General features: G+C 70.6%; 19 protein-coding genes. 11 read left to right on the top strand and 8 right to left on the bottom strand.

Annotation, left to right across the window (positions count from 1 at the left end; genetic code table 11):
* Positions 1 to 1,744 (bottom strand): NB-ARC domain-containing protein (locus ACZ4RZ_RS07530; RefSeq protein ID WP_467742957.1); only part of this gene is annotated, 1,744 nt, incomplete at its 3' end.
* 470 nt (positions 1,745 to 2,214) lie between these two features.
* A complete protein-coding gene (locus ACZ4RZ_RS07535) occupies positions 2,215 to 2,637 on the bottom strand; it encodes a secondary thiamine-phosphate synthase enzyme YjbQ (RefSeq protein WP_467742959.1) in 423 nt (140 codons plus the stop codon).
* 160 nt (positions 2,638 to 2,797) lie between these two features.
* Between ACZ4RZ_RS07535 and ACZ4RZ_RS07540 the strand changes: the two genes are divergently transcribed.
* From ACZ4RZ_RS07540 to ACZ4RZ_RS07565, 6 genes are all read left to right on the top strand, one after another.
* Entirely contained in the window at positions 2,798 to 2,881 is an 84-nt protein-coding gene (locus ACZ4RZ_RS07540) for a putative leader peptide (protein ID WP_313884353.1), read from the top strand.
* Positions 2,882 to 3,023: 142 nt separating this feature from the next.
* Positions 3,024 to 3,911: an ABC transporter permease gene (locus ACZ4RZ_RS07545; RefSeq protein ID WP_467742961.1), complete on the top strand. Its 888-nt coding sequence runs from the start codon at positions 3,024 to 3,026 to the stop codon at positions 3,909 to 3,911.
* Positions 3,884 to 4,645, top strand: coding sequence for an ABC transporter ATP-binding protein (locus ACZ4RZ_RS07550; RefSeq protein WP_467742963.1), 762 nt, complete (start codon positions 3,884 to 3,886; stop codon positions 4,643 to 4,645). The genes ACZ4RZ_RS07545 and ACZ4RZ_RS07550 overlap by 28 nt, the downstream gene beginning before the upstream one ends.
* A gap of 53 nt (positions 4,646 to 4,698) precedes the next feature.
* Positions 4,699 to 5,724 carry an ABC transporter substrate-binding protein gene (locus ACZ4RZ_RS07555; RefSeq protein WP_467742965.1) on the top strand — a complete coding sequence of 342 codons (1,026 nt, stop codon included), beginning with the start codon at positions 4,699 to 4,701 and terminating at the stop codon, positions 5,722 to 5,724.
* On the top strand, positions 5,724 to 6,878 hold the full coding sequence (locus tag ACZ4RZ_RS07560) for an LLM class flavin-dependent oxidoreductase (protein WP_467742967.1): 1,155 nt from the start codon (positions 5,724 to 5,726) through the stop codon (positions 6,876 to 6,878). The genes ACZ4RZ_RS07555 and ACZ4RZ_RS07560 overlap by 1 nt, the downstream gene beginning before the upstream one ends.
* A gap of 74 nt (positions 6,879 to 6,952) precedes the next feature.
* Positions 6,953 to 8,041 carry an NAD(P)-binding domain-containing protein gene (locus ACZ4RZ_RS07565; RefSeq protein ID WP_467742969.1) on the top strand — a complete coding sequence of 363 codons (1,089 nt, stop codon included), beginning with the start codon at positions 6,953 to 6,955 and terminating at the stop codon, positions 8,039 to 8,041.
* Between the two features lie 16 nt (positions 8,042 to 8,057).
* Here the strand turns inward: ACZ4RZ_RS07565 and mltG are convergent, their stop codons facing one another.
* Positions 8,058 to 8,957 (bottom strand): endolytic transglycosylase MltG, encoded by a 900-nt coding sequence (gene mltG, locus ACZ4RZ_RS07570; protein ID WP_467742971.1) that lies wholly within the window; start codon positions 8,955 to 8,957, stop codon positions 8,058 to 8,060.
* Positions 8,958 to 9,000: 43 nt separating this feature from the next.
* Complete coding sequence (locus tag ACZ4RZ_RS07575) at positions 9,001 to 10,800, bottom strand: ABC transporter ATP-binding protein (RefSeq protein WP_467742973.1); 1,800 nt, start codon at positions 10,798 to 10,800, stop codon at positions 9,001 to 9,003.
* 114 nt (positions 10,801 to 10,914) lie between these two features.
* On the opposite strand from ACZ4RZ_RS07575, the gene ACZ4RZ_RS07580 reads away from it, so the two are divergent.
* Positions 10,915 to 11,370 carry a MarR family winged helix-turn-helix transcriptional regulator gene (locus tag ACZ4RZ_RS07580; RefSeq protein ID WP_467742975.1) on the top strand — a complete coding sequence of 152 codons (456 nt, stop codon included), beginning with the start codon at positions 10,915 to 10,917 and terminating at the stop codon, positions 11,368 to 11,370.
* A gap of 16 nt (positions 11,371 to 11,386) precedes the next feature.
* On the opposite strand, the gene ACZ4RZ_RS07585 is transcribed toward ACZ4RZ_RS07580, so the two are convergent.
* From ACZ4RZ_RS07585 to ACZ4RZ_RS07595, 3 genes are all read right to left on the bottom strand, one after another.
* On the bottom strand, positions 11,387 to 11,554 hold the full coding sequence (locus ACZ4RZ_RS07585) for a hypothetical protein (RefSeq protein WP_467742977.1): 168 nt from the start codon (positions 11,552 to 11,554) through the stop codon (positions 11,387 to 11,389).
* 75 nt (positions 11,555 to 11,629) lie between these two features.
* Positions 11,630 to 13,279: a peptide-N4-asparagine amidase gene (locus tag ACZ4RZ_RS07590; RefSeq protein WP_467742979.1), complete on the bottom strand. Its 1,650-nt coding sequence runs from the start codon at positions 13,277 to 13,279 to the stop codon at positions 11,630 to 11,632.
* A 51-nt stretch (positions 13,280 to 13,330) separates the two neighbouring features.
* Positions 13,331 to 14,074 carry a L,D-transpeptidase family protein gene (locus ACZ4RZ_RS07595; protein ID WP_467742981.1) on the bottom strand — a complete coding sequence of 248 codons (744 nt, stop codon included), beginning with the start codon at positions 14,072 to 14,074 and terminating at the stop codon, positions 13,331 to 13,333.
* Between the two features lie 224 nt (positions 14,075 to 14,298).
* Here ACZ4RZ_RS07595 and ACZ4RZ_RS07600 point away from each other — a divergent pair, with 224 nt between their 5' ends.
* The 4 genes from ACZ4RZ_RS07600 (at position 14,299) to ACZ4RZ_RS07615 (ending at position 18,932) form a co-directional block, all read left to right on the top strand.
* Positions 14,299 to 16,077 (top strand): ABC transporter transmembrane domain-containing protein, encoded by a 1,779-nt coding sequence (locus tag ACZ4RZ_RS07600; RefSeq protein ID WP_467742983.1) that lies wholly within the window; start codon positions 14,299 to 14,301, stop codon positions 16,075 to 16,077.
* Positions 16,074 to 17,855: an ABC transporter ATP-binding protein gene (locus ACZ4RZ_RS07605; RefSeq protein WP_467742985.1), complete on the top strand. Its 1,782-nt coding sequence runs from the start codon at positions 16,074 to 16,076 to the stop codon at positions 17,853 to 17,855. Before ACZ4RZ_RS07600 ends, ACZ4RZ_RS07605 begins: the two co-directional genes overlap by 4 nt.
* A 298-nt stretch (positions 17,856 to 18,153) precedes the next feature.
* Positions 18,154 to 18,624 carry a DUF5709 domain-containing protein gene (locus tag ACZ4RZ_RS07610; RefSeq protein ID WP_467743096.1) on the top strand — a complete coding sequence of 157 codons (471 nt, stop codon included), beginning with the start codon at positions 18,154 to 18,156 and terminating at the stop codon, positions 18,622 to 18,624.
* 32 nt (positions 18,625 to 18,656) lie between these two features.
* Positions 18,657 to 18,932: a type B 50S ribosomal protein L31 gene (locus tag ACZ4RZ_RS07615; protein WP_467742987.1), complete on the top strand. Its 276-nt coding sequence runs from the start codon at positions 18,657 to 18,659 to the stop codon at positions 18,930 to 18,932.
* 251 nt (positions 18,933 to 19,183) lie between these two features.
* On the opposite strand, the gene ACZ4RZ_RS07620 is transcribed toward ACZ4RZ_RS07615, so the two are convergent.
* Complete coding sequence (locus ACZ4RZ_RS07620) at positions 19,184 to 19,978, bottom strand: metal-dependent hydrolase (protein WP_467742989.1); 795 nt, start codon at positions 19,976 to 19,978, stop codon at positions 19,184 to 19,186.
* Position 19,979 lies beyond the last annotated feature (1 nt).

Genomic DNA, 19,979 nt, shown 5'->3' on the forward strand with positions numbered 1-19,979 from the left:
TCCGCACCGTTCCGTCGCCACCTCCAGTGGCAAGCCACGTGCCGTCCGGAGCAATCGCCACCGCCATCACCAAGTCACTGTGTCTGGTCAGGGTGTTGGTGCAGGTGCCGGTGGCCCGGTCCCAGATCCGCACCTCCCCGCCCTCGGGAATGATGTCGTCGCAGGTGGCAAGCCAGGTGCCGTCCGGAGAAATCGCCACCCCCCTCACCGAGGCCGTGTGCCCGGTCAGGGTGCGCCGCAGGGCGGGGTCGGCCAAGTCTGGTGAGGGCCGGCGATTGGTCAGAGTCGCCTGGCCGGACTGGTCCTGCAGGACGGTGACCTGGTCGTGCCAGTCAGCCATGGGTTCCAGGCGGTTGTACAAGACGGCGGTCAACAGGTGGGCGGGTTCGGTGGGGGCGAGGAAATGGCCGATGCGGGCGAGGTCGCGGGCCCGAGAGGCCGCGGTGGGGGTGGGTATCCGGTCCAGATCGGACCAGGGGGCGGTGGGGCCGCGCTGGTGTAGCCGGGTCTCCACCCAGCGCAGGTCGCTGGCGAGGGCTTCTGCTTGGGCAGAGCGGCCTGCGGCGAGCAGGTGGGCGATGAGGTGATCGGACAGGTAGCCGTCGGGCAGCCTCCACCAGGCAGTGCCGGACCGTGGCGCCGCGGGCGTAAGCGGGTCGGCCGTGGGCAGGCCGGCTTCGATGGTGTCCACCAGGGTGGCGTGCAGGGCGGCCAGGCGAGTGGGGCCGAGCTCGCCGCGCAGATAGTCGCCGATGACGTCGTGCAGGCTGACCGTGCCGCCGGCTGCCGGGCTGAGAGTGAGCAGGGATAAATCGTCCAGGGTGCGGCACAGCTGCCGCGCCTCGGCTGCGGTCAGGGCGCCGGTGGCCTGCCACAGCTGCGCGACCAGGGAGACAGGGATCGCCTCGTCCTCGGCGAACACACCCAGCTCGGCGAAGCGCTCGTCCCCGCCGGCGGGCAGGAGAGTGGTGGCGGCCTCCACGGTCGCCCGGACCACCTTGGCCCGCTGCTGCGGGTCATCCAGGTCCAACGCCATGCTCGGGTCGTCCGCTGCCGTCGGCCCGTGCTGTCGCAGCCGCCGCAGCACGTCCTGGCCGGCATCGGCCACAGCAACCCCGGTAGCCACTTCCCCCGCGATCAGCCGGTTGACCTGGCGCAGCAGCAGCGCCCACCGCCCGGTCGCGCGCAACAGGCCCCGGACCACCTCCTCAGGCAGGCCCCGCAAGTCCCAGGTCAGCACCTGCCGGGCCTGGGCGGGCGACATCGCATCGACCCGGATACGCGCCGCCCCGGGTGGCAGTACGGCGGGAACGCGGGTGGTCACCAGCCGCACACACCGGCTGCCCCCGATCAGGAATGGGGCGAGTTGCTCGGGCGTCCAAACGTCGTCGAGGACCAGCAGGGTACGCCGCCGCTGGTCCAGAAGCCGCCCCAGATGGGCCCCGGCCGCCTGCGGGTCGGTGAAGGTACGGGTGTCTCCGGTGATGAACTCCGTGACCTCGGCGACCTTCGCGGCAATCGTGGCCCGCCCGCGCACCTCCCGGCCCAGGGTGACGAGATACACCCGGCTCCGAAAACGCCGTCGCACCCGGGGAGCGGCACACACCACGCCGGCCAGCGTGGTCTTTCCGAAACCGCCCGCGCCCTCCAACGCCGTGGTGATGCCCACCGCACCGCGCCTCGTTCCGCACACCGCGGCCACGGCCCGGTCGCTCTCCGCCCTGTCGATTACCCAGCCAGGCACTTGCGCAGGCGGCGGAGGAGGCGGATCGTCCGCCCCCGCAGCCGGACGGTCCTGCGCCCAGAACAACGCCACGCCAGCCACCACGCCCAGGAAAGTGAGTACCAGCAGCGACGGCCACGGGTGCCGCCGCAGCACGTCCAAAACGCCTGGCCAGCGCTCCTGGGAACTTGCCGCATTGCCCGCCAGCGCTGCCAGAGCCGCCGTAACACCAGTGGTGGCAGTGAGCACGACGACCCCGATGACCCGCCTGCCTGTCACTTACACCGCTCCTCGAAACCGCCCGCGTCCCCTGCCGATGCCGATGCCGATGCCGATGCCGAAGGTTACAGTCACCCCTAACTTCCGCGATTCCGCTGGGGTCGTCTGGGCGCCCCGCTTTCGTTCACAGGGTCGCAACCCCAAAGAGAGCGACGTTCAGCTCCCCCGACCGCAGACTTGTGGATCACAGCCTGCCGCTAGGGCCAGGCAGATCACCCCAGGAAGCTCAACCGGACCTGACGGTCAGTATTGTCTGTATTCGTATCCACCAGACACACCGACTGCCACGTCCCCAACTCCAGCCGCCCGCCCAGCACCGGCAGTGTCGCGTGCGGAGGCACCAGCGCGGGGACGACGTGGTCGCGGCCGTGGCCGGGGCTGCCGTGGCGGTGCTGCCAGCGGTCGTCCGCGGGGAGCAGTGAGTGGAGGGCGGCGAGGAGGTCGTCGTCGCTGCCGGCGCCGGTCTCGATGATGGCGATTCCGGCGGTCGCGTGAGGCACGAAGACGTTCAGGAGGCCGTCGCGACCGGGGGCCACCTCCCTCAGGAACGCCTCGCAGTCGCCGGTGAGGTCGACGACCGTCTCCGACGAACCGGTGGCGACGTTCAGGACACGGGTGCTGAAGGCATCGGACATGCCCCAATCCTCGCCCATACGCCGGGGTCCGTGTCCGACCCGACCGACTGCGCGTACGTGGCGATCCGTCTGCGCACACCCCGCCCATACGGTGGTACGAGAGGTCCACTCCGCGAGACGCCATTGACCGTACGCGCACCAGCTGGCTACTTTCTGCCGCATGTTGCGTTCAGCCTTGCTCACCACGCGCGGTCACATCGACCTGCTGCGGGTGGCCTCCGCCGCGTGTCGTCGCGGCCGCTGACGCCCTTTCACCCCGCCTTTCTCCTCGCCCGGACTCCGCCTCATCCGCGCGTCCCGTTCTCACATGTGTTCACGCTGAGTTCGTGACGCGGCGGTGCCCTGGCGCACCCCTCTCCGGTCGCTCTCCTCCCCGTGGAGCACTCATGAGCATCAGCCATGCCCCACCGGGCTCATCCGAGCCCGATATTTCGGATATATCCAACGTCGGCGCGCGCGAACACGCGCCTCCCGAGCTCGAACCCATCGTCCCCGCCTCCACCCGCCGCGCCCGTGTCCCCCGCTGGCTGCGCCGCACCTGCGGCCCGCTCCTGCTGCTCGCCCTGTGGCAACTCCTCAGCGGTACAGGCGCGTTGACTTCCGGCGTTCTCGCCCCGCCGGGCACCATCGCGCGGGTCGGCAGTGATCTGGTCGCGGACGGGTCCCTCCCCACTGCGATGGGCGTGTCGCTGCAGCGTGTCGCGGTCGGGCTGCTGTTCGGCACCGTCGTCGGCACCGGGCTCGCCCTGATCTCCGGGCTTTTCCGCATCGGTGAGGACCTCGTGGACGCGAGCGTCCAGATGCTGCGCACGGTGCCGTTCGTCGGGCTGATCCCGCTGTTCATCATCTGGTTCGGCATCGGCGAGGCCCCGAAGGTCGCGATCATCACGCTCGGCGTGTCCTTCCCGCTCTATCTGAACGTGTACGCCGGTATCCGCGGCGTCGATTCCCAGCTGATCGAGGCCGGGGAGTCGCTCGGGCTCTCGCGGTGGGGGCTCGTACGGCATGTGGTGCTGCCCGGCGCCCTGCCCGGGGCCATGACCGGGCTGCGCTACTCCCTCGGCATCGCCTGGCTGGCCCTCGTCTTCGCCGAGCAGATCAACGCGGACGCCGGGATCGGCTTCCTCATGGTCCAGGCACGCGACTTCCTGCGGACCGACGTGATCGTGGTCTGCCTGATCGTCTACGCCTTCCTCGGCCTGCTGGCCGACTTCGTCGTCCGCACCCTCGAAAGGCTGCTGCTGCAATGGCGACCGACGTTCACGGGCCGGTGACCACCGAGAAGGCCGTGACCAGCCCGTCCTCGGCCGTACGCGTAGAAGGGCTCACCCGCTCCTTCGACGGTCGCGCCGTCATCGACAGCCTCCAACTGGACGTCAGGCCGGGCGAGTTCGTCGCCCTGCTCGGCCGCAGCGGCTGCGGAAAATCCACGCTCCTGCGCATCCTCGCCGGGCTGGACCGCGACATCGAGGGCACCGTCCTCGTCCCACGCCGCAAAGCCGTCGCGTTCCAGGCGCCCCGCTTGATGCCGTGGAAGAAGGTGTGGCGCAATGTGCTGCTCGGTCTGCCCGGAAAGCCCGAACGCTCCGTCGCCGAACAGGCCTTGACCGAGGTCGGTCTCACCCACCGCTCGGACGCCTGGCCCAAGACACTCTCCGGCGGCGAGGCCCAACGAGCCTCGCTGGCACGCGCGTTGGTCCGCGAGCCTGATCTGCTCCTGCTCGACGAGCCGTTCGGCGCGCTGGACGCGCTGACCCGGATCAAGGCGCAGCGGCTTGTCGGCGAGCTGTGGCAACGCCGGGGCTGTGCCGTCCTGTTGGTCACCCACGACGTCGAAGAAGCGGTACTCCTCGCCGACCGCGTCCTCGTGATGGACAACGGCGTCATCGCGCACGAGACGAAGGTCGAGCTGGACCGGCCGCGCGACATCACCGACCCCCGGTTCGCCGCACTGCGCGCCGGGCTGCTGGAACGGCTCGGCGTCGACACCGCCGCCGAAGCAGCCTGAAGCCCCGATTCCCGTCCCGAACCCTCAGTTCAACCCGAACGAACGGAACAGCCATGCGACGACGCCTCGCACCCGCCACCCTGCTCCTCCCCCTGGCCCTGCTGCTCACCGCCTGCGGCGGGAACTCCGCGGCCGAGACCTCGACGGACTCCGACGGCAAGGGGTCTCTCACCCTCAACGTCGGGGACCAGAAGGGTGGTTCCGAGGCGGTGCTGCGCGCCGCCGGAGAACTCAAGAACCTCGACTACAAGATCAAGTGGTCGACATTCACCTCCGGTCCGCCGCTCCTGGAGGCGGTCAACGCCAAGGCCGTCGACATCGGCGGCGTCGGCAACACCCCACCCGTCTTCGCGGCCGGCGCGGGCTCGAACATCTCCGTGGTGGCCGCCTGGCACGGCACGTCCCAAGGCGAGGCCATCCTCGTACCCGAGAACTCGTCGCTGAAGAAGCCCGAGGAGCTGAAGGGCAAGTCCATTGCCGTGGCGCAGGGTTCGTCCGCGCACTACCAGCTCATCGCCTCGCTCAAGGAGGCCGGGCTCACGCTGAGCGACGTCAGGGTGAAGTACCTGCAGCCCGCCGACGCGCTGGCCGCGTTCACCAGCGGCAAGGTGGACGCGTGGGCGGTGTGGGACCCGTACACCTCGCAGGTGCTGCAGGCCAAGCAGGGCCGGATCCTGGCCGACGGCGACGGCGTGGTCAACGGGCTCAACTTCCAGGTGGCGGCGCCGAGCGCCCTCAAGGACAAGAAGAAGGTCGCGGCCATCAAGGACTATCTGGAGCGGCTGCGGCGCGCCCAGGGCTGGGTCTACGACCACCCGGAGGCGTGGGCCAAGGTGTGGGCGAAGGACACCGGACTGCCTTACGAGGTGGCGCTGGCCTCGGTGAAGCGCACCAACGCCAGCCGTATCGCGGTCGCGGTCGACAAGCCGCTCATCGCCTCCGAACAGGCTGTCGCGGACACGTTCACCGGTCTGAAGCTCATTCCCCGCAAGGTCGACTTCGCCGACTTCGTGGACACCCGGTTCAACGGCAGCCTGCCGCCGTCCACGACCACGCCCCGCGTCTTCAAGGAATCCTGATGACCGTCCATCTCCACTGGTTCCTGCCCACCGGCGGCGACGGTCGTACCCTCGTCGACCGGCACGCGTACGCCTCCAACGACATCGACCGTGCCCGGCCGGTCAGCGGGGTCCGCGCGCCCGACATCGAGTATCTGGCCCAAATCGCCAAGGCTGCCGAGCAGTTGGGTTTCGAGGCGGTGCTCACTCCGACCGGCACCTGGTGCGAGGACGCCTGGCTGACGACGGTGGCACTGGCCCAGCACACCGAGCGGCTGAAGTTCCTGGTGGCGTTCCGACCGGGGGTCGTCTCGCCGACGCTCGCGGCGCAGATGGCGGCCACGTACCAACGCATCACGCGCGGCCGGCTGCTCCTGAACGTCGTCACCGGCGGCGACTCCACCGAGCAGCGGCGCTTCGGCGACCATCTCGGCCACGATCAGCGGTATGCGCGTACGGACGAGTTCCTGTCAGTCGTCCGAGGGGTGTGGAGCGGGCAGCCGTACGACTTCGACGGCGCCCACTACCAGGTCGAGGGCGGGCTGACGGCGCTGCCGCCGGACCCCCTGCCGGAGATCTTCTTCGGCGGTTCGTCGGCGGCCGCGGGTCCGGTCGCGGCCCGGCACGCCGATGTGTATCTGACCTGGGGTGAGCCTCCGGCGCGGGTCAAGGAGAAGATCGACTGGATTCGCTCCCTCGCGGAGCGCGAGGGGCGGACGGTTCGCTTCGGCATCCGGCTGCACACCATCTCGCGCGACTCGTCGGCCGAGGCGTGGTCGACGGCGAACCGGCTGCTCGACGACCTGGACCCGGACACGATCGCGGCCGCGCAGTCGGCACTCGGGCGCAGCGAGTCGGTGGGCCAGCAGCGCATGCTGGCGCTGCACGGCGGCTCCCGCGACGGGCTGGAGATCTCGCCGAACCTGTGGGCGGGCGTCGGCCTCGTCCGGGGCGGCGCGGGCACCGCCCTGGTCGGCAGCCATGCCGAGGTCGCCGGCCGGATCGAGGAGTACCACGCGCTGGGCATCGAGCACTTCGTGCTCTCCGGGTATCCGCACCTGGAGGAGGCGTACTGGTTCGGGGAGGGTGTGATCCCGGTCCTGAAGGCGCGGGGGCTGCTGCCCCGTACGGACGCGGGAGGTGGCGCGCCGCTGCTTGTCGCTAGTGGCCGCTGACGGCGGCTCGTCGGGTGGCTCACAGGCAGCCACCCTGCGGGAAGATCCCGGACCCCGGTCCGGTTAGTAGATGCGTGAACAACACCGGGGTACCCGCGCGCGAAGTCGATGTCGTCGTCATAGGCGCTGGACAGGCCGGCCTGTCCAGCGCCTATCACCTGCGGCGCACCGGTTTCGAGCCCGAACGGGACTTCGTGGTGCTCGACCACGCGCCGCATCCCGGCGGCGCCTGGCAGTTCCGCTGGCCGTCGTTGACGTACGGCAAGGTGCACGGGATGCACTCCCTGCCCGGCATGGAACTGACGGACGCGGACCCGGCGCGTCCGTCCTCCGAGGTCATCGCCGAGTACTTCGACCGGTTCGAGCGCACCTTCGACCTGCGCGTACGGCGGCCGGTCGACGTCAAGGCGGTACGGGAGGGTTCCGGGGGACGGCTGCTCGTCGAGACGGACGACGGTACGTGGTCGGCGCGGGCGCTGATCAATGCGACGGGCACCTGGGACCGGCCGTTCTGGCCGCGTTACCCGGGCCAGGAGACCTTCCGGGGGCGGCAGTTGCACACGGCGCAGTACCCCGGTCCCCAGGAGTTCGCCGGTCAGCGGGTGGTCGTCGTGGGCGGTGGGGCGTCCGGCACCCAGCATCTGATGGAGATCGCCCCGTACGCGGCGGAGACCACCTGGGTGACACGGCGCCCGCCCGTTTTCCGCGAGGGTCCCTTCACGGAGGAATTCGGCCGGGCCGCCGTCGCGCTCGTCGAGGAACGCGTCCGCCAGGGATTGCCGCCCAAGAGTGTCGTCTCGGTCACCGGGCTGCCGCTGAACGACGCGATCCGGCAGGCCCTGGACGACGGCCTTCTGGACCGCCGGCCGATGTTCGACCGGATCACGCCCGACGGAGTCGAGTGGGACGACGGTCGTCGCGTGGACGCCGACGTCATCCTGTGGGCGACCGGCTTCCGGGCCGCCATCGACCATCTGGCGCCGCTGCGGCTGCGCGAGCCGGGCGGCGGTATCCGCGTCGAGGGGACACGCGCGGTCGCCGATCCACGGATCCACCTGGTCGGGTACGGGCCCTCGGCCAGCACCATCGGCGCCAACCGGGCCGGACGCGCCGCGGTACGGGGCATCAGGCGGCTGCTGGCGGGAGTGCCGGTCACCGTCTGATGCCCCGCACGGCAGTTCAGCCGGTGGGGGTGACGCTGGGGGTGCCCCTGGGGGTGACGGCGGGGGAACCGGTGGGAGCAACGCTGTGGGACGCGCTGCTGTGGTTCCGGTTGAACTCGGCCACGTTCCTCTCGTGCTCCTCGTAGCTGGCCGTGAAGCGGGTCTCGCCCGGTTTGACCGTCACGAAGTAGAGCCAGTCACCCGGGGGCGGGTTGGTCGCGGCGCGCATCGCGTCCTCGCCAGGGTTGGCGATCGGCGTGGGCGGCAGGCCCATGCGCTGGTACGAGTTGTAAGGGCTGTTGAGCGTCGTGTCGTTCTGGCTGGTGCTCAGGGTGGAACGGTTCAGGGCGTAGTTGATGGTGGAGTCCATCTGCAGCGGCATGCCCCGTTCCAGGCGGTTGAAGATGACCCGGGCCACCTTGCCCATGTCCGCCTTGGTCGCCGCCTCGGCCTGGGCGATGCTCGCGATGGTGACCGCCTGATAGATGTTCATCGCGTTGCGCTGCGCCCCGGCGGCGACCGGAGCCTTGTTGAACCTCAGATTCGCGGTGTCGACCATGAACGACAGCAGCGACTCCGGGGTCGCCTTCTTGGCGATCGGATACGTCGCCGGGAAGAGGTAGCCCTCAGGGTTGCCCTCCGCGTCGTTCGGCAGCTTCAGGTTGGCCTTAGCGAGGGACTTCTTGGTGGTGCCCCGGGGCACCCGGAGCGCCTTGTCGACGGCCTCGTAGACCTGGCTGGACCGCCAGCCCTCCGGGATGACGAGGGACGCGTGGGGCGTGTCCTCGCCGCGTCCCACGATCAGCAGCGGCACCGCCACGGCGGTGGCCGCCACGACGGCTCCGGTCGCGATGAGGGCGACCCGGCCCCGGCGCGTCAGTCGAATCGTGCTCCGTGGCGGAGTGTTCATCTGCATGCGGGCACGTTAACGCGCCAATGCCATCAAACCCGGCATATCGTCATCTTGTCGGCTCCAGTTGGGCGTCCCGGTGAACGAGCGCGGCATAGCGGCCCTCCTGCTCCAACAGCTCCTCGTGCGTGCCGCGTTCGACCGTGCGGCCGGAGTCGAGGACCACGATCTGGTCGGCGCCCCGAATGGTGGACAGCCGATGCGCGATGGTGAGCGTGGTGCGGTTGGCCGACAGGGCGTCGATGGCCTGCTGGACGGCGTGCTCCGTGCGGGTGTCCAGGGCGCTGGTCGCCTCGTCGAGGATGAGCACCGGCGGGTCGCGCAGGATCGTGCGGGCGATGGCGAGGCGCTGCTTCTCACCGCCGGAGAACCGGTGGCCGCGCTCGCCGACGACCGTGTCGTACCCGTCGGGCAGGGACGCGATGTGGTCGTGGATCTGGGCCGCGCGCGCCGCCGCGTACAGCTCCTCGTCGGTGGCGTCCGGCTTGGCGAAGCGCAGGTTCTCGGCGACCGAGGCGTGGAAGAGGTACGTCTCCTGGGAGACGACGCCGACCGCGCGTGCGAGCGTGTCGAAGTCCAGGTCACGTACGTCGACGCCGTCCAGCGTGACGCGGCCGCCCGTGACGTCGTACAGCCGAGGCACCAGATAGCTGAGCGTGGACTTGCCTGAGCCGGTCGGGCCGACGACGGCGAGGCTGCCGCCCGCGGGGACGGTGATGTCGATGCCGTCGAGGATCGGCCCGCTCTTGTCGTCGTAGCGGAACTCGACGCCCTCGAAGCAGATCTCACCCTTGACCTGGTCGAGGTGGACCGGGCGCTCGGGCTCGGTGATGTCGATGGGCAGGTCGAGGTACTCGAAGATGCGCTGGAAGAGCGCGAGCGAGGTCTGGATCTGGACGCCGGTGGAGAGCAGGCTGACCGTCGGCCGGAACAGGCCCTGCTGGAGCGAGACAAAGGCGACGAGTGTGCCGATCGAGATGGCGGAACCGCCCACCTGGAAGGCGATGCCCGCGGCCCAGTAGATGACGGCGGGCATGGCGGCCATGACGATGCCGATGACGGACATGCGCCAGCGCCCCGCCATGTTCGACTTCACTTCGAGGTCGACCAGGCTCTCGGACTCCTCCGCGAAGGACTTGGTGAGCGAGTCGGCGCGGCCCATGGTGCGGCCGAGCAGGATGCCGCTGACGGAGAGCGACTCGGTGACCGTGGCGGCCATCGCGGCCATCTGCTTCTGGCGCTGGGTGGTGATCTTCTTGCGTTCGTTGCCGACCCGGCGGCTGATCCACACGAACACCGGCAGCAGGAGCAGCGAGACGGCGGTGAGCCGCCAGTCCAGGGCAACCATCGCGACGATGGTGGCGACCACGCTGGTGAGGTTGGAGACCAGCGAGGTGGCGGTGGAGGTGACGGTCGCCTGCATTCCGCCGATGTCGTTGGCGATGCGCGACTGGACCTCGCCCGTACGCGTTCTGGTGAAGAAGGCGAGCGACATGCGCTGGAGCCGGCCGTAGACGGCGGTGCGCAGGTCGTGCATGACGCGCTGGCCGACGGTGGTGGAGATGAGGGTCTGCAGCACGCCGAAGACGCTGGTGAGGACGGCGCTGAGAATCATGCCGAGCGCGAGCAGGCTCAGCAGGCCGGTACGGCCCTGGGGGATCGCGACGTCCAGGATCTCCTTCAGCAGGAAGGGCGTGGCGACCGAGACGAGGGACGCGGCGCCGACCAGCAGGCCGACGATCGTGAGGCGGCCGCGGTAGGGCCGGAAGAGCTTCAGGATGCGGCGCACCTGCCGCGGCTGTTCCGCGTCGGCAGGTGGCGGGGTCCAGGTGGGTTGGTCGGGACGCATGGGCTCCTACGGGTTGTGAGAGCGCCTCTCGGGTCGAGGGGCGACGAAGACTGACGGAGCATAGCTCATTGTTACCTATACTCACAATGAACCAGGTCCTGATATTGTTCCCACATGACCACCCCTGATGCCGACGGCCTGCTCGCCGAGCAGCTGCTGCGGCTGACCCGCCGTGTGCACCGCATCCAGAAGCGCCATCTGGAGCAGCGCGAGCTGGGCATCACTCCGGCGCAGTCCCGACTGCTGCGCACTCTCGCGCACTACAGCGCGCCGCCCCGCATGGCCGATCTCGCCGAGCGCCTCGAAGTGGTGCCCCGCGCCGTGACCACCCTGGTGGACGGCCTGGAGGCGAGCGGCAAGGTGCGCCGGGTCCCCGACCCCACCAACCGGCGGGTCATCCGGATCGAAGTCACGGACGCGGGGCGCATGGCGCTGCGCGAGCTGCGCGGCGCGCGCCGGTCCGCAGCGGAGGAGATCCTGGCTCCCTTGACGGACGAGCAGCGCGAGCTGCTCGGCGGACTGCTGGACACCTTGGTGGACGGCGTGCCCAGCGCGGAGCACCGCTGCTGAAGCGGTAGTCGATACGTCACTTGGGCGACGAGGCACAGCCGCGCGCGCCGGCCGGGACCTGTGCCGGGGAGGTGGTCGTCCCGGACGACGAGTAGGTGGTCGTCCCGGACGACGCCGGGCGCTGCGCCTTCGCGGGCGATTGCGGCATGCCCGATGCCGCCAGATACTTGTGTGTCACGTCCATGTAAATCATGGAACAGAGACACCACGCCCTCTCAGCAGCCTCACCGGCCCCTCTCAGGAGCCTCACCAGCCCCTCTCAGGACTCTCCGCAGCCGCCGCGGTCCTCCGTGAGCACTCCCTGAACGGTGGTCAGACTCCGGTCATAGCACCCGGCCGAGCCGTACAGCCGGTAGCGCTCGCTCGTCGTACCGATCGCGTGGCGCTGGTCGCGCGGCACGTTCGCCGTATACGTCGCGTCGCCCGTGTAGGAGTCGTCGAGCCGTGACCACATGGTGCGTCGCCCGTCGCGCGTCTCCACGACGGCCGCCCGGTCGCCGAGCGTCAGGACGGTCCGCAGCCGGTCGTCCGCGCCGAGCGTGGTCGTTCCGTCCATCGCGTACGTGCGGTGTGTGCGCGTCGTCCTGGCCGGTCCGCGTCCGTCGACGGTGACCCTCTCGTCGTCGGTCCAGGTGGCCTTGAGTCCGTCCGTGTTCTCGCCGTCCGTCCAGCGGTGCACGGAGGTGTTCGCCAGCGTGCGGCTGACGGTGGTCTTCACCCGGCCGTGCGAGGTGTCGACGTACCCGGCGACCGTCAGCCGGTGCCCGCCCTCGGTGTCGAGACGGTTCTCCGAACCCGGCGTGTGAACAGAGGAGTTGACGACGTCGCCCGCTGTGACCTCGGTCAGCGCACCGCTCACGTGCTGACGCTTCGCGTCCTGCCAGACGAGGACGTTGACCGGAGTGCTCCAGCCGGTCTGCCCCTCGGGCACACCCACGACCGACACGTCGACCTGGTGCGGACGGCCGTCGTTGAGGAACCCGGCGAAGGGCGTGAGGTCGTACTCGATGGGCTTGATGTCGAAGGCGCGCGGGCCCGGAATCACGTACCAGAGGAACGGGTTGGACCAGCCGCCGGTCCATACGGTCGGGAACGGCTCGGCGATACCCGCGAGTTGACCGTCGACCTTGATCTGCACCTCGCGGTAGGGGCCCTTGTCCGCCTGGCAGGAGTACGGCGCGGAGGCCGGAACCGTCAGGTACCAGTACTCCTCGCAGCCACCGCCGGACCCGGTCGCGTACACCTCGGCGACGATGCGTTCGCTGTTGCGCGGTGTGGTGAGGGTGCCGTTCCGGAGGGTGAGGACGCGGTCGGGGGTCGTCGCCGACGCCGGCTCGGCGGGCTTCTGCGCGGTCTTCACCGCGGGCTTCTCGGCGGCGTAGAAGGTGAGCGTGGCCTTGACGTCGAGGACACCGGTGTACGTGTCGTCGACGACGTTCCCTATGAGCATCTCGACGTCGCGGCTCTGCCGGAACGTGTCGCTGTAGCGCGTCACGTCCTTCTCGACGGACCACTGGATGCCGTCGGGCGAGGGTTCCGGAGTGGACGTACGGAAGATCTCGACTCCGCCGATGTGCAGATAGCCGAGCCGGTCGAACTGCCGCCCCTTGACCTTGCCGTCGAGCCGCAGCACGACCTTGCTCCAGCGCTCACCGCAGCCGCTCGGCGGGGTGTAGGTGCCCCGGTACGGCGTGAAGTCGCGGAATTGCGCCTCGGCGACCGTCACTTCGCAGGACTTGGTGGTGGGCTTGCCGATCGGTGCGGCGGCGGTCAGGGGGTCGTGCCAGTCGGTGCCGAACTCCGCCGGCGGGTCCGCGAGTTGCGTGGCCGACACCGGGTTGGCCCCGAGGAAGGCGCTCGCCGCGAGGGTCACCCCGGCGAGCATGGACATGATGAGCCGTCTTCTCATGTGCGGTGTTCTACGGGGCAGTTGGCCCACCCCGCAATGGGTGCTCAGGGGCTACCCGTTCAGGTCCGCCCTGTCCCCCATCACCACGACAGGGTGCTGATTCGGGTCGAGCGTGCGCAGCAGATACTCCATGGCCGACTTGGACAGGCTCACGCACGCCGACGTACCGCTGCCGTGGTCCATGTGCAGCCATATTCCGCCGCCCTTCGACTGGCCGTCGGGGCGGGTCGGGTCGTTCGGCGCGGTGCCCTTGACGCGGTTGTAGTCGATGGCGATGACGTAGTCGAAGTCGTGCCAGTGGGACTTGGCCCAGTCGCGCGGGGCCTGGAAGGACGCCGACCGGGTGTACGGGAGCCGGGCACCCGGGTCGGCGAGCACACCGCCCGCGTCGCTGAGCGTGAACACGCCGACGGGGCTGCGGTTGTCGCCCTCGTGGTGATCGCTGGTCCAGCCCTTCTTCCCGTTGTGCGCGGCCCAGCTGCGGGTCTTGTCCCACGTCGGGCCGGCCTTCGTATACAGCACGACCGTGGAGTCCGCGGAGTCCTTGCCCTTCCCGTAGACCGCCACGACCTGTCGGGAGTCGGAGGGGATCCGCTGCTGCAACCGGTCGCCGACCTCGGGGATGCGTTTCGGATCGACAGTGGGGACCGGGGGTTGGGCGGCCTTGCCGCCGGACTCTCCCTTGCTCTTTGCCCCGCTCCCGCCGCCCGAGCCGCCACAGGCCGAAAGGGCGACGGCAAGGACACCACATGCCGCCGCGGCGAACCCCGCACGCATCGCACTGTTCCTTCGCATGCGGCCCATCGTCGCACCACGCATTTATAGGACTAATCACCCGCCCCCGCTTCGCGTACCTTCACGGGCGGTCGGGGCCGATTCCTTGCCCCGCGGCGGAAAATCGTTTGCTTCCGACCACGCTGCGAGGCGAACCTTTCACGGTTTGTTGCCGGCCTTCACGGCCGGCCCGGTTGCCGACATCGCGGCACGCTCCACCCCCTGACACGAGCCACTGGGACGTCATGCAGATTCAAGACCTTCCGTATCCCGACCCGGGTGTGCCGGACGCGCGCTCGGGTCCCCGATTGCTGCGGTGGCTCTTCCGGAACCAGCTCGGCGGGCAGTTCAAGGCCCTCGCTTGGGGTCTGCTGCACTTCGTGGCCGTCTCCGGACTGCCGTTCTGTGTCGGCCTCGCCATCCAGGCCGTCGTCGACCGATCCGGCACCCGCCTCGCCCTGACGGGCGGGCTGATGGTGCTCTGCGGCGCCTGTATCGCGCTGGGCGACACCATGCTGCACCGCGCCGCGGTCACCAACTGGATCACGGCGGCCGCGCGCGTCCAGCAGCTGCTGGCCCGCAAGACCGCCCTGTTGGGCTCCGCGCTGACGCGGCGTGTCGCGGCCGGTGAAGTCGTCGCGGTCTCCACCGGTGACGTCGAGAAGATCGGCTGGTTGGTCGAGGCCGTGTCGCGGTTCCTGGCGGCAGCGCTCAGCGTGGTGCTGGTCTGCGTGGGTCTGGTCGTGTACCAGCCGGCGCTCGGCGTGATCGTCGCCGTGGGCGTGCCCGTCCTGGCGCTCGCCGTGCTGCCGCTGCTGCCCCGTGCCACCCGGCGCGCCGACTTCCAGCGCGAGAAGGCCGGACGCGCCACCGAGCTAGCCTCGGACACCGTCGCGGGCCTGCGTGTGCTGCGCGGCATCGGCGGCGAGGAACTGTTCCTCGACCGCTACCGGCGCGCCTCCCAGGAGGTCCGCCGGGCGGCCGTACGCAGCGCCCGGATGTGGTCGCTCATCTCGGCCATCCAGGTGCTGCTCCCCGGTCTGCTGCTGATCGCCGTCATCTGGCAGGGCGTGCATCTGGCCCGGGACGGAAGGATCACGGTCGGCGAGCTGGTCACCGTGTACAGCGCGGTCATGCTGCTCACCTATCCGCTGCGGCACTTCGAAGAAATCGCGATGGCCTACTCCTTCTCCCGCCCGTCCGCCAAGCGGGCCGCCCGGGTGCTGTCCCTCGAACGCGCCATGGACAGCGACGGATCCCGCTCGGCGGAGGTGCCGGGAGGCGATCTGTACGATCCCGCGACCGGGCTGCTCGCGCCCGCCGGACGGCTCACCGCCGTGGTGTGCGGCGACCCGGACGCGGCGGGGCTGCTGGCCGAGCGGCTGGGTGGACACCCGTCCGAAGAGGGCATCTCGGTGCTCCTCGGAGGCGTGCCACTGGACGAGCTGCCGTTGGACTCGGCCCGTACCGCCGTCCTCGTCCAGGACAAGGACCCGGTGCTGCTGTCCGGCTCGCTGCGCGAGCTGCTCGACGTGCCCGCGTCGGGTTCCGTCACCGCCGAGGCCGCGCTGACCGCCGCGCAGTGCGGCGACGTCCTGGACGCGCTCGCCCAGGGGTCGCTGGACGCCGAGGACCCGATGGACGCCCGTATCACCGAACGCGGACGCTCCCTGTCGGGCGGCCAGCGCCAGCGTCTGGCGCTGGCCCGTTCGCTGATCACTGACCCCGAGGTGCTCGTCCTGGACGAGCCGACGTCCGCCGTCGACTCGCACACCGAGGCCCGGATCGCCGACAGCGTGCGCGCCCTGCGCGCCGGGCGCACGACGGTGGTCTTCACCTCCTCGCCGCTGCTGCTGGACCACGCGGACCGGGTCGTCCTGGTCCACGAGGGCGAGGTCGCGGCGGTCGGCGTGCACCGCGAACTGGTGCACAGCGAGCCGCGCTACCGGGCCGTGGTGACCCGGGAGACCGACGAAGAAGCCGCGCTTGAGGGCGTACTGGAAGAAATCGAGGAGACCGCATGATCGGCGTGGCGCCACCGGCGTACGACCCGGCCGCCCCGACGACGGCGGACACGCTGCCCGTCGGTGCGCCGGCGACCGTACGCGCCTACGTGGCCGAACTGTTCCAACGGCACCGCAGGGCCTTCCTGCTCCTGATCACCGTCAACACCGTGGCCGTCGTCGCCTCGATGGCGGGGCCCTATCTGTTGGGCTCGGTTGTCGAGCGGGTCTCGGACCACGCGCGCGAGCTCCATCTGGAGCTCACCGCCGGGCTCTTCGCCGCCGCGCTCGTCGTACAGGCCGTGTTCGTACGAGAGGTACGGCTGCGCGGCGCCATGCTCGGTGAGCGGATGCTGGCCGATCTGCGCGAGGACTTCCTCGTACGGTCGGTGGGGTTGCCGCCGGGTGTGCTGGAGCGGGCTGGGACGGGCGATCTGCTGTCCCGCATCACGACGGACATCGACCGGCTCGCCAACGCGATGCGCGAGGCCGTGCCGCAGCTGGCCATCGGTGTGGTGTGGGCGGCGCTGCTGCTCGGCGGGCTCGCCGTGACCGCTCCACCGCTCGCCCCCGCCGTACTGATCGCCGTACCGCTGCTGGTCGTCGGCTGCCGCTGGTACTACAAACGGGCGCCGTCGGGGTACCGCTCGGAGGCCGCCGGCTACGCGGCCGTCGCCGCCGTCCTCGCCGAGACGGTCGACGCCGGGCGCACCATCGAGGCGCACCGCCTGGGCGAGCGCCGCATCGAACTGTCGGACCGCCGGGTCAAGGAGTGGACGGCGTGGGAGCGGTACACGCTCTGGCTGCGGTCGGTCCTCTTTCCGGTCATCAACCTCACGCATGTGACGGTGCTGTGCTCTGTCCTGATGATCGGCGGGGTCTTCGTCCTCCAGGGCTGGATCGGCGTGGGCCAGCTGACGACGGGCGCGCTCATCGCACAGATGCTCGTCGACCCGGTGGGCCTGATCCTGCGCTGGTACGACGAGCTGCAGGTCGCCCAGGTCTCGCTGGCCCGGCTGGTCGGTGTCCGGGACATCGAGCCGGCCGCGGGCGACCCGGGGGTGGCTCCGGACGGGCGCGACGTGCACGCGGACCGGGTGCACTTCGGCTACCGAGCCGGAGTGGACGTGCTGCGCAAGGTCTCCCTGGAGGTCGCGCCCGGCACCCGGCTCGCCCTGGTCGGCCCGTCCGGCGCGGGCAAGTCCACGCTCGGCAGGCTGCTCGCCGGAATCTACGCGCCCCGGGACGGCCGGATCACGCTCGGCGGCGCCGAACTGGCCAGGATGCCCGCCGAGGAGGTGCGCTCCCACGTGGCCCTGGTCAACCAGGAGCACCACGTCTTCGTGGGTTCCCTGCGCGACAACCTGCTGCTCGCCCGGACGGGCGCCGACGACGCCCAGCTGTGGGCGGCGCTCGGCGCGGTCGACGCGGACGGATGGGCCCAGGCGCTGGACGACGGTCTGGACACCGAGGTCGGCTCGGGCGGGCTCGCGCTCACTCCTGCCCAGGCCCAGCAGATCGCGCTGGCCAGGCTGGTGCTGGCCGATCCGCACACGCTGGTCCTCGACGAGGCGACCTCGCTCCTCGACCCGCGAGCGGCCCGCCATCTGGAGCGCTCGCTGGCCCGCGTCCTCGACGGCCGCACCGTCGTCGCCATCGCGCACCGGCTGCACACCGCGCACGACGCGGATGTCATCGCCGTCGTGGAGAACGGCAGGATCAGCGAGCTGGGCAGCCATGACCAGCTGGTCGCCGCGGACGGCGCGTACGCGGCGCTGTGGCGGTCCTGGCACGGGTGAGCGAGCCGGGCTTGGCGCAGCCTCGTCCGGGGTGAGGCCGTCTCGGTGCCCGTCCCCCTCTGTGGGGGCGGGGCCGCGTCGGCCTCCGGCCGTCCGTTCGTGGGCGAGCCGTCCCATGGTCGGACCGTGTGGCGTTGCGCGGTGCCGAAGGGGGGTGGAAGGCTGGAAGCGGACACCGGCTCGGGGGACTCTGGCGAACCACCCGGTTCGCGCGGGGAGACGCCCGTGTCCCGTGGCCCGCGCGCCCGCCGTCGAACGCGGCGGCAGCGGACCCCGCCCGCACCCCCTGGAGGTAGCCGTGGACAGCGCCGACGGATGGGGAGACGACGTCTACCAGCCCGACGGATCCGAGGTACAGGACGACGCGGGGTTGCTCGACGCCGAGGACACGCTCCTCGCGGACGGCGTCGGCGATCCCCTCGACCGGGGTTGGTCGCCGCCCGAGCGGCCGTGGGCGGTGGAGCACGCCGGGGTGACCGCTGCGGAGCGCCAGGAGGGCGAGACCCTGGACCAGCGCCTCGCGGAGGAACTTCCCGACATCACCGAACCCGGCGGAGACGGCATCGGCGACTGCCAAGGCACCGACGGCGAACCCCTCGACAACGAGGTGGGCGACCTTCGCTCCGGCCGCCTCGTGGCTCCCGACGAAGGAGCGCACGAGGACGAGGAGAGCGGGCTCATCGCCTCGGACGTGGGCATCGACGGCGCCGCGGCCTCGGCCGAGGAGGCCGCCATGCACATCGTCGACGAGGACTCCCTGTCCGGCTGACCGATCCCGCCCCTCCCCACCAAGGAGCACCCATGCAGCAGGACAAGCAGCCCGACTACCACCCTGTCGTCTTCCGCGACCGCGCCGCCGGGTACGCGTTCCTCACGCGCTCCACCGCGACGAGCGACCAGACCATCGAATGGGACGACGGCGAGACCTACCCGGTCGTGGACGTCGAGATCTCCTCGGAGAGCCACCCCTTCTACACCGGGAAGGCCCGAACCGTGGACACGGAGGGACGGATCGCTCAGTTCGAGCGGCGGTACGGGGGTGGGGGGCAGGGAGCCGGCGGGGGCGATACAGCCTAGGGAGCGGCCGAACGTCACATGATCGCGTGCGGCCGCGCAACACGCAGCTCACCCCGCCTCGTCCCCTGGCAGGCCGCGGTCCCGCTCACCGCCCTCGACGAGCGCCGCCGGCCCGACGACTCAAGATCCCCGATCACCATCCGATCGACCTGTTGCGCAACGTGGCCACGGCGAGCGAACCCGCACGCCCCTCCCACCACGGTCCACGTCGTGCGCCCCCGAGTCCCGTCCAGCCCCCCGGGCGTCCAACCTCAGATGACATTGAGCGCAGCCGCGCACCCCACCCCGCCCAGCAGCATGAACACCGGCATCAGCACCTTGAGCTCGACCCAGCTGCCGGCGCGGAAGCGCATCGCCTTGGGCGGGCCGATCGGATACCAGCGCTTGCGACCGACGGGGATGGGCCACAGGATCGGGCAGCCGGACACCGTCAGCGCGTCCCCGATGTCGTGCACGAGGGCACCCAGCACGATCGGGAGCCCGAGCCACAGGTACTCCTGACCCGGCGCGGTGAACAGCCAGTCCGCGCCGTTGCCCGGTTTGTCCAGTACACCGGCGAGGATCCAGGCGCTCGTCGCGGCCAGCAGCCAGACCAGGACGTCGCTGCTGGAACCGCGGGCGGCCCGCCACAGCAGCCCTTCGATGGCGAGCACCATGTGCACGAAGAGGATGGCCAGAACCGCCCAGCGCCCGCCGGTGATCGCCAGGACCGAGGTGCCCGCGCCGATCAGCACCGCCCACAGCCAGGTGTGCGTCAGCGTGCGGTGGCCACCGGAGCGCCGGGGGTCGCCCTGCTTCTTCGTCCCCTTGTAGACGGCGTACGAAAGCTTGTCGACGATCTCGCACAGGCCCCGTGAGAGCGGCCCGAAGGCGCGCGAGATGGTGGCCGCCTTGTGGTCCAGGTCGGGGGCGAGCGCGGCGCCGGCGCAGATCAGGGCGCCGACCAGGAGGACCGGCCAGGGCATGGTGTGGCCGGCCGCGGCGGCCGCCGCTCCGACACCGAGCCAGGCCGCGGCTCCTGACAGTGAGTGTGCTGGTCCCATCATG

This window comes from Streptomyces sp. NPDC027189, from assembly GCF_055566975.1.

Bases quoted from the DNA above. Each gene is read 5' to 3' on its own strand.
- ACZ4RZ_RS07535 (WP_467742959.1), bottom strand. From the start codon at position 2,637: ATGTCCGATGCCTTCAGCACCCGTGTCCTGAACGTCGCCACCGGTTCG.
- ACZ4RZ_RS07540 (WP_313884353.1), top strand. From the start codon at position 2,798: ATGTTGCGTTCAGCCTTGCTCACCACGCGCGGTCACATCGACCTGCTG.
- ACZ4RZ_RS07545 (WP_467742961.1), top strand. From the start codon at position 3,024: ATGAGCATCAGCCATGCCCCACCGGGCTCATCCGAGCCCGATATTTCG.
- ACZ4RZ_RS07550 (WP_467742963.1), top strand. From the start codon at position 3,884: ATGGCGACCGACGTTCACGGGCCGGTGACCACCGAGAAGGCCGTGACC.
- ACZ4RZ_RS07555 (WP_467742965.1), top strand. From the start codon at position 4,699: ATGCGACGACGCCTCGCACCCGCCACCCTGCTCCTCCCCCTGGCCCTG.
- ACZ4RZ_RS07560 (WP_467742967.1), top strand. From the start codon at position 5,724: ATGACCGTCCATCTCCACTGGTTCCTGCCCACCGGCGGCGACGGTCGT.
- mltG (WP_467742971.1), bottom strand. From the start codon at position 8,957: ATGCAGATGAACACTCCGCCACGGAGCACGATTCGACTGACGCGCCGG.
- ACZ4RZ_RS07575 (WP_467742973.1), bottom strand. From the start codon at position 10,800: ATGCGTCCCGACCAACCCACCTGGACCCCGCCACCTGCCGACGCGGAA.
- ACZ4RZ_RS07580 (WP_467742975.1), top strand. From the start codon at position 10,915: ATGACCACCCCTGATGCCGACGGCCTGCTCGCCGAGCAGCTGCTGCGG.
- ACZ4RZ_RS07585 (WP_467742977.1), bottom strand. From the start codon at position 11,554: ATGGACGTGACACACAAGTATCTGGCGGCATCGGGCATGCCGCAATCG.
- ACZ4RZ_RS07590 (WP_467742979.1), bottom strand. From the start codon at position 13,279: ATGAGAAGACGGCTCATCATGTCCATGCTCGCCGGGGTGACCCTCGCG.
- ACZ4RZ_RS07595 (WP_467742981.1), bottom strand. From the start codon at position 14,074: ATGCGAAGGAACAGTGCGATGCGTGCGGGGTTCGCCGCGGCGGCATGT.
- ACZ4RZ_RS07600 (WP_467742983.1), top strand. From the start codon at position 14,299: ATGCAGATTCAAGACCTTCCGTATCCCGACCCGGGTGTGCCGGACGCG.
- ACZ4RZ_RS07605 (WP_467742985.1), top strand. From the start codon at position 16,074: ATGATCGGCGTGGCGCCACCGGCGTACGACCCGGCCGCCCCGACGACG.
- ACZ4RZ_RS07615 (WP_467742987.1), top strand. From the start codon at position 18,657: ATGCAGCAGGACAAGCAGCCCGACTACCACCCTGTCGTCTTCCGCGAC.
- ACZ4RZ_RS07620 (WP_467742989.1), bottom strand. From the start codon at position 19,978: ATGATGGGACCAGCACACTCACTGTCAGGAGCCGCGGCCTGGCTCGGT.